The 11,119-nt window shown below is 63.3% G+C and carries 13 protein-coding genes; 5 read left to right on the top strand and 8 right to left on the bottom strand.

Annotated features, from left to right (window positions below):
- Positions 1-15 precede the first annotated feature (15 nt).
- Entirely contained in the window at positions 16-1,362 is a 1,347-nt protein-coding gene (locus VNW74_RS25340) for a helix-turn-helix domain-containing protein (RefSeq protein ID WP_325681963.1), read from the top strand.
- A 56-nt stretch (positions 1,363-1,418) separates the two neighbouring features.
- Here the strand turns inward: VNW74_RS25340 and VNW74_RS25335 are convergent, their stop codons facing one another.
- Positions 1,419-2,339, bottom strand: a complete 921-nt coding sequence (locus tag VNW74_RS25335; RefSeq protein ID WP_325681961.1) for a 3-hydroxyacyl-CoA dehydrogenase — start codon at positions 2,337-2,339, stop codon at positions 1,419-1,421.
- 244 nt (positions 2,340-2,583) lie between these two features.
- On the opposite strand from VNW74_RS25335, the gene VNW74_RS25330 reads away from it, so the two are divergent.
- The gene (locus VNW74_RS25330; RefSeq protein WP_325681959.1) at positions 2,584-2,967 is read left to right on the top strand and encodes a hypothetical protein; all 384 of its coding nucleotides are present in this window, start codon (positions 2,584-2,586) and stop codon (positions 2,965-2,967) included.
- 70 nt (positions 2,968-3,037) lie between these two features.
- On the opposite strand, the gene VNW74_RS25325 is transcribed toward VNW74_RS25330, so the two are convergent.
- Positions 3,038-3,907: an NAD-dependent epimerase/dehydratase family protein gene (locus VNW74_RS25325; protein WP_325681957.1), complete on the bottom strand. Its 870-nt coding sequence runs from the start codon at positions 3,905-3,907 to the stop codon at positions 3,038-3,040.
- A 118-nt stretch (positions 3,908-4,025) separates the two neighbouring features.
- Here VNW74_RS25325 and VNW74_RS25320 point away from each other — a divergent pair, with 118 nt between their 5' ends.
- Entirely contained in the window at positions 4,026-4,898 is an 873-nt protein-coding gene (locus VNW74_RS25320; protein ID WP_325681955.1) for a LysR family transcriptional regulator, read from the top strand.
- Positions 4,899-5,445: 547 nt separating this feature from the next.
- Positions 5,446-6,465, top strand: coding sequence for a cytochrome P450 (locus VNW74_RS25315; protein WP_325681953.1), 1,020 nt, complete (start codon positions 5,446-5,448; stop codon positions 6,463-6,465).
- Positions 6,466-6,499: 34 nt separating this feature from the next.
- Here VNW74_RS25315 and VNW74_RS25310 read toward each other — a convergent pair whose 3' ends face one another.
- From VNW74_RS25310 to VNW74_RS25285, 6 genes are all read right to left on the bottom strand, one after another.
- A complete protein-coding gene (locus tag VNW74_RS25310; protein ID WP_325681951.1) occupies positions 6,500-7,285 on the bottom strand; it encodes a hypothetical protein in 786 nt (261 codons plus the stop codon).
- Positions 7,286-7,462: 177 nt separating this feature from the next.
- Entirely contained in the window at positions 7,463-8,038 is a 576-nt protein-coding gene (locus VNW74_RS25305) for a peptidoglycan recognition family protein (RefSeq protein ID WP_325681965.1), read from the bottom strand.
- Positions 8,039-8,382: 344 nt separating this feature from the next.
- Positions 8,383-8,850: a hypothetical protein gene (locus VNW74_RS25300; RefSeq protein ID WP_325681950.1), complete on the bottom strand. Its 468-nt coding sequence runs from the start codon at positions 8,848-8,850 to the stop codon at positions 8,383-8,385.
- A gap of 177 nt (positions 8,851-9,027) precedes the next feature.
- On the bottom strand, positions 9,028-9,183 hold the full coding sequence (locus tag VNW74_RS25295) for a hypothetical protein (RefSeq protein WP_325681948.1): 156 nt from the start codon (positions 9,181-9,183) through the stop codon (positions 9,028-9,030).
- The gene (locus VNW74_RS25290) at positions 9,180-9,362 is read right to left on the bottom strand and encodes a hypothetical protein (RefSeq protein ID WP_325681946.1); all 183 of its coding nucleotides are present in this window, start codon (positions 9,360-9,362) and stop codon (positions 9,180-9,182) included. Before VNW74_RS25290 ends, VNW74_RS25295 begins: the two co-directional genes overlap by 4 nt.
- Positions 9,363-9,370: 8 nt before the next feature.
- Positions 9,371-10,393 carry a phospholipase D-like domain-containing protein gene (locus VNW74_RS25285; protein ID WP_325681944.1) on the bottom strand — a complete coding sequence of 341 codons (1,023 nt, stop codon included), beginning with the start codon at positions 10,391-10,393 and terminating at the stop codon, positions 9,371-9,373.
- 169 nt (positions 10,394-10,562) lie between these two features.
- On the opposite strand from VNW74_RS25285, the gene VNW74_RS25280 reads away from it, so the two are divergent.
- Positions 10,563-11,119: DUF4396 domain-containing protein (locus VNW74_RS25280; protein WP_325681942.1), on the top strand; the 557-nt coding region annotated here is incomplete at its 3' end.

Raw genomic sequence — 11,119 nt, 5'->3', positions numbered from 1 at the left:
GAAGGGCGGTGATTCATGGGTGAAGCCATCGATGAACTCCTAGTCGTCGAAGAACTTCACGACGGGCAACTCCCCGAGTCCGTCGACGATGTCACGCTGTACGCCGAGTATCAGCAACTCGCCGCCGAGCAGGCGGCTTTGCGGCGTCTGGCCGTGCTGGTGGCCCGGGGGGCGGAACCGGCGGAGGTGTTCGAGGCGGTCGTCAACGAAATGCGCCGCTGTTTGTCCGCGGATACCGCCGGATTGTGGCGCTATGAGCCAAACGACGAAATGACGAAGGTGGCTGCGGCTGAACATCCGGGGCTGCAGCTAGCGAAGTGGCCCGTGGGGACCCGAAGCCCGATCGACGGCAGCACCCTGGCAGGAATAGTGCGGCGCACAGGCCGGCCCGCGAGGATGGACAACTACGAGAACAGCACCGGCTCACTCGCGGCGCGGATACGCGACGCTGGCGTACACGCAGCGGTCGGTGTGCCCGTCGTCGTCGACGGACGCGTGTGGGGTCTGGCGGCCGTGGGTTCGGTTGAACCCGAGCCCATGCCGGCCGACACCGAAGGGCGCATCAGCGCCTTCGCCGAACTGATCGGCACCGTCGTGGTGGCCGGATATCGTGACGAGCAGAAACGGCAGCTACTGACTGAGGCGTCGCAACTGTCGAATCGGCTCGATGGTCTGGTTGCCGGACGCGGATTCGGCGACTGGAGTCTGCGGGACATCGCGGGCTTCCTTCGGCTACCGACCAACGGTCCGTTTGTGGTCATCGCCGCACAGGTTTCGTTCGCGGGCGAAGAGCCGCTTCCCGAGATTGAATCTAAGCTCCGCAGCCTTAACATATCGTCGGCGTGGACTCTGCTGCCTGATTTGCAGGTCGGGGTTGCGCGCGTCACGTCCGACGAAAAATTCGACGCGATGGTTGCCCTAATGTCTCGGATGACAACAGCCCGAGTAGGCGTCAGCGCGGCTTTCGAGGATTTACGTGAGACACCGACAGCCCTGCATGTAGCACGAGTGATGTTGCGGGGCAGGGGCGACTCCGGATCCTCCGTCGCTGTGTTCGACGGCTCCATCCTGGCCGCCGCCGTAATCAGCGCACCGGAGGCGATGACGAGAACGGTCGGCCCAGCGTTGGACGGCTTTAGCGACCTTCCCGACGAGGAACGCGAAATGCTATTTGAAACGTTTCGGGTGTGGCAGGACCATGATGCGTGCGTGCGCGATGCAGCTGAAGCACTCTTTTGTCACCCCAACACGGTCCGATACCGGTTGCGCAAAATTGAGGTACGTAGCGGCCGATCCCTTTCGCGGCCAAAGGATGTCGTCGAACTGTATCTAGCCTTCGAAGTACACCGGCGCCTTATGTAGCCGAAAGTCGTTGACGTCGTTGATGATCGGAATACCGCCACACTAACGATGCTCTTTCAAGAAATTTCGCCATAGGCGATGCCAGTCAGGTTTCCTTGCGCGACCAGCAGCACCTTCGGGTCCGATCCATCGAGTTTGGCCGAGAAGACGTTGCCCCCGAAGTCGGTGATAAACATTCGGCCGCCCTTCCGATCCAGGGCGATGCCGATTCCTTCCATCAAGTGCGTGAAGATGATCTCGGGAGCGGGGCGGTCCCTGACATCAGAATCCATGGGCGCGCGATTCACCGTGTTGCCGCGCGGCGGATCGCCCCGGTCGGTCCAGTACATGACGCGATTGTTGAGGTCGAGCTCCAGATCGATCGGCTCGGGCAGTCCGTCATAAAGAAGTTCGATGTCTGTTCGATTACACGCCGTTTGTCCTTTGGGAATTTCGATGCCGGCGCGGAAAAGTCTGCCCTTGCCGGCGTTGTCGGGACCTTTTTGTGTCCAGTAGACCTGGTCGCCATCGACATCGATGGCCACGCCCACGCACCACTTCGTAGAATCCGGCCCCGGTCGTGGCTCGCCCTGGCTGGTGTCCACGAGCGTCTCGATATTCGAGCCGTCTAGGTCGGCGCGCATCAGGCGCATGCCCTCGCGGTCACACCAGTACAGCTTTCTGCTGGTCTTTTCGAGCTGCAGCTGCTTCGGAGTGAACGTGCCGCCCTCGGGAACGAGCGTCCTCCGATTCTGTCCGTCGAGGTCAGCTCGCTCGATGGAACCGTCGTCCGCCGCGGGATTTCCCATGTTGGTCCAGTAAACGTGCCCCGCCGCGGCATCGACCGCGATGCCATCGGGGTATCTGCACTCGGTGACGATGACCTTGCTGTCCGAGCCGTCCGGATTCAGCGAAACAACACGGTCGTCGCTGAGGTCCAAAAGGAACAGGCGGCTGACTGCGGCTTGATCGCCGGACGCAAGTTGCGGCTGGGGCATTTGTGAACTGACCATATGTCTCTACTCCAGGTACTCAGTTGGGATCCGAACCGGATACCGGATTCACCGCTGTGCGAGGTAATTCCATCGTTGCGCAAGCCGCCGACCCCGTCGATGTGTTTGGTGACAGGGATCGGCAGCAAGGTTTTGTCCACAGCGACAGTCGTCTGCGCCGCCACGACATCGCCTGCCGTGTAACGCATATCCGGGCTGAGGCAGCACGCGGGGCGAGTAGGGTCGGGCCGTGACGCACGAAAAGGCTCAGACATCGAACCCGATCTTGGTGCTGGTCGCGGCGGCCCGCGTTGCCGTCGGAGCGGCGATGATCCTCGCACCGAGCCGCATCTTTTCGCCAGGATCCGGGACGGAAACATTACTTATGCGGACCATCGGGATCCGTGATGTGGTTATCGGCTCCGGTGCATGTGCAGCCTGGGCGCGTGGGGAAGAAGGCGAATTGCAACGGTGGGCAACGGTTGGACTGGTTAGTGATGGAGCCGACTTTGTTACCGGGCTTCGCAGCAAGCCGCTCGTCGGCTCCAAAGGCGCACTGATCGCCACGCTCTCCCCGGTGCCCTTTGTAGCGGCCGCGGTCCTGGGTTTGGCCCGCGGCCTGAGAAAGCTTTGACGCGAAGGCTTCACCGAATGACGAGGTGATGATCCCGACGGGCGCGGACAGTACTTCAGGCGGCCACTTGTTAGCCGTCGGTGGCGAGTTCGGCCAGAACGTCGCGCGCGGCGGGTGTCCAGCCGAGAACCCGGCGGGCGTTGGCGGCGGTGAAGCGCTGGTCGAGAGCGAACGCATCGGCGAACGGGCCGAATTCGTGTCGAGCCTGCTCCATCGTGATCGAGCTGGCGGTACCGGACTGCCCGACGGCGACGCTCACCGCATCGGCAATCTGGCGCATGGTCGGTGACTGGCTGTCGTCAACGCCGGCGTAGACGCCGCCCGCCGGGCTCGCCAGCGCCGCGACATACAGTTCGGCGATGTCCTCGACGTGAACTACCGCCCACCGGTTTTCGCCGGTGCCGATGTAATGGGCGGCGCCGGCGCGGCCAGGCGCGCCGATGAACTGGCCGACGAGCCCGCCGCCGTGGCCGTAGACGACGCCCGGCATCACCAGAACGGGGTGCGCGCCACCACCGGCGCGCTCAAGAATGCGGCGCTCGTTGTCGCCGCGCCACGCCGTTATTGGCGGGGGCGCTTGCGGCGCCGTCTCGTCGACCACACCGTCGGTGTCCCCGTAGACCCAGACACCACCGGTGTGCACATATGGCCTCGAGCCGAGACCGTCCTGAATTGCGGTGGCAGCGCGCAGGTCGACGGCCGCGGTGTCAGGACCGTAGTCCTGTGCCAGGTGAATCGCGGCGTCAACCTCTATCGCCGTCTTGTGAAGCACGTCGAGATCGGTGAGGCCACCTCGCACAACGGTGGCACCGAGATCCGTGACAACTCGGTCGGCGTCATCGCTGCGCGCCAGTGCGACGGCCTGGTGCCCATGTCGTTGCAGAGCGCGGATGGTGGTTTGGCCGAGGTAGCCCGACCCGCCGGTGATCAAAACCTTCATGTGTCCTCCTTGGCTCCAGTGGTCTCGACTTCGAGGCTGCCATCGCCGAAACTCCAGGTCCAAGACCTATTACGTTGCGTGCAATACCCTGGAGGTATCAGTCGCTGTGGGAGGCCGGATGGATCTTGACCTGCGCAAGGTGCGTTACTTCGTCGCGGTCGCCGAAGAGTTGAACTTCGGCCGCGCGGCCGAGCGCCTTCACATCGCGCAGCCGGTGCTTTCTCGGCAGATCCGCGCGCTGGAAAACGAGCTACACGCCCAGCTGTTCGTCCGCGACAGCAGCGGCACCCGGCTGACGCCGGCTGGGCTGCAGCTTTTGGACGATGCATCGCTATTGCTGGCCGGGGCGGACGCCGCTCGGCGCCGCGTCGCGCGGGCCGCCCGGGCTATCTCGACGTTCACGGTCGGCTTCATGCCCGGCCTGACGGTGACCGAGCCGGTGCTCGCGCTCGGCGCTGCCCATCCCGACCTCACCGTCGAGGTGCTGCGGACCGACTGGACCAACCAGGTCACCGTCCTGCACGACGGCCGCGCAGACATCGGATACATACGCATGCCGGTCGACCTGACCGGGCTGCAGACATCGGAACTCTTCAGCGAACCGCGCGTGGCTGTGGTGCCTGCCGCTCACCGACTCGCCGGCAAGGAGGCCGTTAGCCTTCACGACCTCGCCGGTGAGCACCTGCTCCAGCACCCCGATGCCGTACCCGAATGGCGTTCCGTTGCAAAAGAAATGCCCGCAGGGCAGCGGGCGGCGCCGATAACCCTGGGGCGCAGCGTCGAGGAGAAGCTCGAACATGTCGCGACGGGACGTGGTTTCAGTGTGCTTCCTGAGTCGACGGCCACCTATTACCAACGCCCCGACGTCGCCTGGACGCCGATCACCGACATCCCGCCGAGCGAAGTGCGGCTGGCATGGGTGGCGACACGTCGCGCCTCGTTGATCGCGGAATTTGTCGCGCTCGCCCAGGCTGCGGTAAGGGACGCGTAGAGCGAACCAACGACCGTGGTTGCTCGCTACGAGGTGAGTTGGTCACTGCTGCTGAAATTGAGGCTCATGCGTGAGCCGACTGGTTTCTGCTCCAGATCCGCTCGTACCGCACTTCGCAGTAGGTCAAGCGAGGTTCATCGACTACCCGGTCATACATCCAGCGGCGCCGCTGCTCCCAGCCACGCAGTGTGCTCAGCCTTTGCATCAGTTCGTGATCGCCGTTGACGAGGCCGCGCACGTGGGTGATCCACGAATGACCATCCAACTGGCGATCGGTTGCGGTGTCGAAGGATTTGAGGTTGATCGGGCGTCGAATTCGGCCACGATTACCCGGCTCCCCGATCAGAGTGCATCATGATCCATTCGCGACGGGTCCGTGCTTACGGGGCCAACCGGGCCCAGCGCCAAAGTATTCCGCCCGTGGTGCTTGCGGTGGAAATCGCCCTTGCCGTGGGCGATATGTTGACGTCATGGGAAAGGCGCCGTACTGAATGCCGATATCGACCGCCGGGCCATACATGCCTCCGAGCGGGCTTTCTGGGTTGCGTTGCGTACATCCGGGCGGGTGGTGTACCTGCACGGCGACTACTACCTGACCGACAACGACGACGTTCTTGCGGCGCTGCGCGACCCGGCGCTGGTCTGCCCGCACATAGACCCCCATGTGTACCCGTGGGTACCGAGCACCGTGTCCGATCCGGCGGAGCACGCGCGATATCGGAGCATTCTTAACCCCCTGTTCACGCCGCGGGCGTTAGCCCCGGTCACGGCAGCCGTCCACGACCACGCGGTGGCGCTGGTGGATGCCATCGCCGACAACGGCGGGTGCGACGCCATCGCCGATATCGCCCACCCGCTGGCGTGCCAGACGTTGCTGACGGTGCTGGGGTTCCCGTCAACCGAACTCGACACCGTTATCGGGCTGGTCGATCGCTACCGGTTGCACCGCGACGACCCGAAGAACAATCATCAGCGCGTTATTGATTACGTGGCGCACACCATTCCACAGGCGGATTCCACCGGCGTTGTCGCGGCCCTGCGGGATGACTTCGATGACGACGAAATGACGTCGTTTGTCACGCTGCTCTTTACCTCCGCCGTCGACACCGGCGCTGTGGCCATTGGATTCTCGCTTGTGGAGTTGGCCGGCAACCCGCCATTGCAGTCCCTACTGCGCAGCCAACCCGACCAGATCGGCGCATTTGTCGACGAGGCAGCGCGGCTGAATCCGCCCATCACTACCTGCCTGCGGGCCAGCCTCACCGAGATGACCATCGGCGAGGTCACGCTGCCAGCGGGTGCGCGGTTTGTGTTGCCACTTCAGGCAGTCAACCTCGCTCCGGGCATCGACATATCGATCGCCGACAACCGGGTCCGACCGCAGCCCTCGTACACCTTCTCCGGCGGCGCGCGGCGTTGCCTTGGCGTGCACCTCGCGCGAGCCGAGCTGATCGCAATCATCACCGAGTTTCTGCGACGGATTCCGGAGTTCAGGACCGCGGACGGCTACAGCGTGCTCGCCGCCGAGGTCGACCGGTACCTGACGCATCTGCCGCTGGTGTGGTGATTTCCGGAAAACCGAAAATGGGAAAACCGCCGACTCAGGCCGCTGTCGGATTCTCCACCTGACCGCCGGGATGGTGTCCTGGGCGTTGCGGCAGAACAATGATCAACACGACAAGTGCGGCCGCGATGGCCGCCGAGGCCAGCGGGCGGCTCAGGGCCAAGCCGCCGTCAGCAATGGGCTTATCGAGAAAGTCGCCTACGGTTGCGCCCAGAGGCCGCGTCAGGATGAAAGCGACCCAGAACAAGATGACGCGCGACACCGTGGTCCAGTAGTAGAGGGCTACGACCACGCCGATCGCAGCGGCGAACACCAATGCGCCACGCTCGTAACCAAATCCGCGGGTGTCGGCAAGCCAGTCGCCGAGGGCCGTGCCCAACGTCTGCGAAAACGTGATGGTTGCCCAGTAGAACGCCTCTACTTTCGGCGTGGAAACGGTGCTTACAGATACCGTTCCCTCGGACCAACGCCAAAGTGCCAGCGTCGCCAGCAGGCAACCGAGAAGCAGAAGCGAGCCGCCGGTGTAGCCGATTCCCAGCGATCGGTCCGCGAAATCGGCCAACGTCGTACCGAAGGTTGTCGAGGCCACGATCGTCGCCCAGTACAGGGTCGCGTGGAAACGTTTGGCGAGGATTTGCGCGGCGATCAGCACCACCAGCGCGACGCCGAATAGTGCGACTCCCGCCACGTAGCCCCAATTCAGGGTCATTGTCACGGTGTCGCCGCCTGTCTCGCCCAGCGTTGTGGCCAAGATCTTGATGACCCAGAACCCTAAGGTGACCGCCGGCACCTTGGTCAACGCTTGTTTCGGAACGTCATTCATCTCGTGGCAAACTTCCGTTCTCGTTGAAATTGGTTGCGAATGCTTGGTTTACGTTCCTACCAAACAACGTCGAATTGTTCACACGACGACGACGATATGGACTTCCGGACGGACCGTGGCAAAAGCCTTGCTAGAGGATCGGTTTCGATTCCGGGCAGCTCCACTAACAAGTGCTGGTCAATTGCCGGCTTCGATAGCCGCGACTCGTGCGGCGGCGTCGGGTCCGCAAAACAGGGGGAGATCCACCGGGCCGGCGGCCAGTAGGCCGTCAATGCGGCGTTTGAGGTCGCCTGAGGAGAGATGGGCATACAGATTCGCGCCCGGGCAAGAAGTCGGGGCCAGGTCCCGATGGCCCGCCAGTGTGCTGGTCGCGATCCCGAAGTTCTGGGCAGCCCATGCGAACGCGACGGCGGTTCCGTGCAGCTGGGCCTCCGACGCCGTCTCCTGATCGAAGTCTCCTTCGCAGAGGACCAGGAAGTGGCCCGTGGTGTCGTAGTTGGTCGCGCTGTCGCCCGCGATCTTGGGGCTCCGCAGTTCGTAGATGTTGCCGTTGCGGTCGACGCCGACGTGATACGCGATGTCGATCCATCCGTGCTGGTCTTGGTGATAGCGCTGGTCTTGGCGCAAATGTCCTGGGGCATTGCGGTTGTCGCCGAGGACCACGGCCTCGTGGTGGAGAGTCATCCGGGTGATGGTCTGGGGCTTTCCTCCGGCGCGGGCGGGCCGGGCGCCCCAAGCATCTCGGCAGAGCAACTGAGCCGACGTGCTGCTCGGGGCCTTTGGGGCCGGGGCTGTCGGTCCAGCTAGTGGGCTGGGATCCGTTGTGCCCGTCGCAGCACGATGTGGAGACGGTGGCGTCAGGCCAGTCGCGGGCGCCGAGACAGGGTCCAGTCGCGGCTTGGTTGAGCAGGCGCCGACCGCGGAGGCCAAGCCGACGCTGCCGACCAGCCAAAGCAGCTGACGGCGGTTGACGAGCTCAGGGCGCTCGTCGGGCTGATCGGGCGCAGGTGCGTCCATGGCCCTCACCATACGGACGCAATCGTCGCTTAAGGGACCTTAATGGACCTTAAGGGACCTAGCGCAGACCTGGTGGTCAGTCAGTGCCGGACAGCGTGCTGTTGTCCCGCGCGTACCGGAGCCGCCGCGTCTTCCGCGACGAGGTTGCGCTGCTGACGCCTGTCGTCGCGCTTGATCCGACGGCTAAGCACCCGGTCGTCGCGTCGCGTCAGGGTGAGACTGCTCTGAACCAGGCGCTGGAGCTGCTGCCAGCTGAGCCCATCGAGCTCGCCGGCTGAGTCGTGGGTGGCGACCACAACTGCGCCGCGGAGCAGCGGCACCGTTTTGGCGGTGAACCGAGTCGTGGCTGACAGCATTTCGGTGGCGCAGCGGTTGACTTTGCGACGGCATCGCTGTGTTGAGGGAGTGAACCAGAAATCGAACTGTCGATCGGTGCTGGTCAGGCATTCGAGCCCATAGGCGTCGACGAGTTCGGCGATATCGGCGTTGGTGTAGGCGCGGGTTTCATAGACGAGGTCATTAGTGCTGAAGTAGAGAACGGTGTTCATATGATTGTCCTTTTCGGCTTGTGCTGGGCCGACTGAAGTGCGGTCGGCTTAATCACACGCTTGTAATTCCCCGTATAACGACTGCGCTAAACCTTCCTAACGAAAAAGAAACGGTGTTCGAGCACGAAGGCAGCACGTGGCAGCGGTTTATACCCGTCTGACCTGGTGCGACGCGACCTAGAGCCGTTCTTCCAACAACCCGACGCCCGCGTGAGCCTCGATGACGTCAACCGCGGCGACGTCGGAATCCAGCACCTGGCTGAACCACTCCGGCGTGAGCTCGCTGACCCCGGCCGGGATCGGCAGGGCGCGCTCCGATGCGCTAGTCGTCACGAGCCCAGCAACGCAATGAAGTCGGCCAGTCCCGTGCTGGGGGTCGCCGAGACCAATTCAGACATGTTCTGCCACTCCGGCGTTGCCAGCTCACGCAATTGGGACGGAAAGTCGTTGTTGGCTGTCAGCACCGCGGTCGCCAGGTCGTCGGCGGAATAACTTGATTTCAGGACCGTCACTTTTCCTGCTACTGCGCGGACGCTGCGGCGTAGTCAGCGTCGAAGGTTGAACTGACTGCGGCGATCAGCTCCGGTGCAATGGCGGTGTCCAAGACAAGTGACAGTTCTCGGTTTTCTAGAAGGCTTGTGGTAGTGAGGTTTTGACTGCCGATGATCAGCGTGGTGTGGTCGGTGAGCACAATTTTCTCGTGCATGTGCAGCGCGGTGTCGTTGGCCGGTAACAGGTGCACCGAGCAGCCGGCGGCTGACACTTCGGCCACGCTATTGGCCCACGATGGATTCTCGGTGAGAACGATGCGGCATTGCACACCGCGACGCGCGGCCTTGTCCAGGGCTGCCACCACGGCGCGGTCTTTGAATTCCTCACTGGTGACGTCGACGCTAACGGCGGCCTGGTCGATGCGCTGCAAGAAGGCGGCCCGCGCCGCCGGCGACCAGATCAAGTGGGGCGCCGGAGTCGCTTCGGGCGGGTGCCCGGACGGTGCTGCGGTGTAGTCGGTGTCGAACGTCGCCACAATGGCTGCGACGTCGGTGGGATTGGTGTCCAGTATCCAGGCGTCGCGGCTCGTCGAGTAGTACTGCGGTGTCAGGTTGCCGGTGCCGACTGCCGCGGTGGTGTCGTCGACTGTGATCGTTTTCTGGTGGTAGATCACGCCGTTGGGGGCCCACTTGACGGCGACGCCAGCGTCGCTGAGTTGCTGGAAGGACTCGGCGTTGGCGTCGTGGCCATGGAACGCGGCGTCCAGGATCACTTTGGTGTCCACGCCACGGCCGTGTGCATCGATAAGCGCGTTCACCGCCGCACGATCGATGAGTTCGTACATGGTGATCCGTACCGAGCGGGCGGCACCACTGATCAGATCAATGATGCGGGAAAAGCCCGCCTCGGGCTCCTGGATCAATTGATAGTTCGCGTCGGCCGCGAGCGCGCGCGGCGCGAAAGGAGTCGTGACGGTAGTGCAGACGCAGCCCATCAGGGTCAGCGTGACTAGCGAGAGGGCTTTTCGCACGGTGATGGGTAAGAGCCGCATCATCTGACCTTATTGCGCCGCACTGACATTGCCTTGCACACAGCCGGCTCAGCGAGTCGTCGCCTGACCCTCGCCAGTGCACTGCCCAGTGCTGCGCCCACGCCGAAATGCGGACCGTAGCCGACGGACACGTGGTCAAGATCGGCGCGAGGTCGATAGCCTGTTGCATATGTTCGACGGCGTAATGCTGCTTTGGTGGATCCTCACGATTCCGTCGTTTCTGTTCGTCGTCATCGACGTCTGGCGGACCACCCCCGAGTCGCCGGTCCTTAAATGGGCCTTCGTCATCCTCACCGCGTTCACCGGACCGCTGGGAGCGTTCTTCTATGTGCTCGGTTGTCGGGAACCGTTGCGGGGCAGCCACGAACAGTATGTCGCGGCTCGTTGGCGCCAAGTGCTCGGTTCGACGATGCATTGCGTCGCCGGCGACGGGATAGGAATCGTCGTCGGGGCCGCGATCGGCGGCGTATTGACGCTGCCCTTTTGGCCGGATTTTCTGCTCGAGTACGTGCTCGGCTTCGGGTTCGGATGGGCCTTCTTCCAGGCCTTCGCGATGCGCGACGCAGCGGGCGGGTCATACACGAAGTCGCTGAAGATGACCTTCCTGCCTGAGCTGCTGTCGATGAACCTGCTCATGACGGGGATGATCATCACGTCCCAATTCGCGATGCGAAGCACTATCGGCGGCGACGACCCGATGCGCCCGCAGTTCTGGTTCATCATGTC

This window comes from Mycobacterium sp. (assembly GCF_035570115.1).
Classification (GTDB): Bacteria; Actinomycetota; Actinomycetes; order Mycobacteriales; family Mycobacteriaceae; genus Mycobacterium.
Note: the sequence above shows the minus strand (reverse complement) of the source record. Positions and strands in the feature narration are given on the sequence as shown.

Excerpts from the sequence above, each read along its gene's own strand:
- VNW74_RS25340 (WP_325681963.1), top strand. The coding sequence starts at position 16 with ATGGGTGAAGCCATCGATGAACTCCTAGTCGTCGAAGAACTTCACGAC.
- VNW74_RS25335 (WP_325681961.1), bottom strand. The coding sequence starts at position 2,339 with ATGCCCCAGCCGCAACTTGCGTCCGGCGATCAAGCCGCAGTCAGCCGC.
- VNW74_RS25325 (WP_325681957.1), bottom strand. The coding sequence starts at position 3,907 with ATGAAGGTTTTGATCACCGGCGGGTCGGGCTACCTCGGCCAAACCACC.
- VNW74_RS25320 (WP_325681955.1), top strand. The coding sequence starts at position 4,026 with ATGGATCTTGACCTGCGCAAGGTGCGTTACTTCGTCGCGGTCGCCGAA.
- VNW74_RS25310 (WP_325681951.1), bottom strand. The coding sequence starts at position 7,285 with ATGAATGACGTTCCGAAACAAGCGTTGACCAAGGTGCCGGCGGTCACC.
- VNW74_RS25300 (WP_325681950.1), bottom strand. The coding sequence starts at position 8,850 with ATGAACACCGTTCTCTACTTCAGCACTAATGACCTCGTCTATGAAACC.
- VNW74_RS25285 (WP_325681944.1), bottom strand. The coding sequence starts at position 10,393 with ATGCGGCTCTTACCCATCACCGTGCGAAAAGCCCTCTCGCTAGTCACG.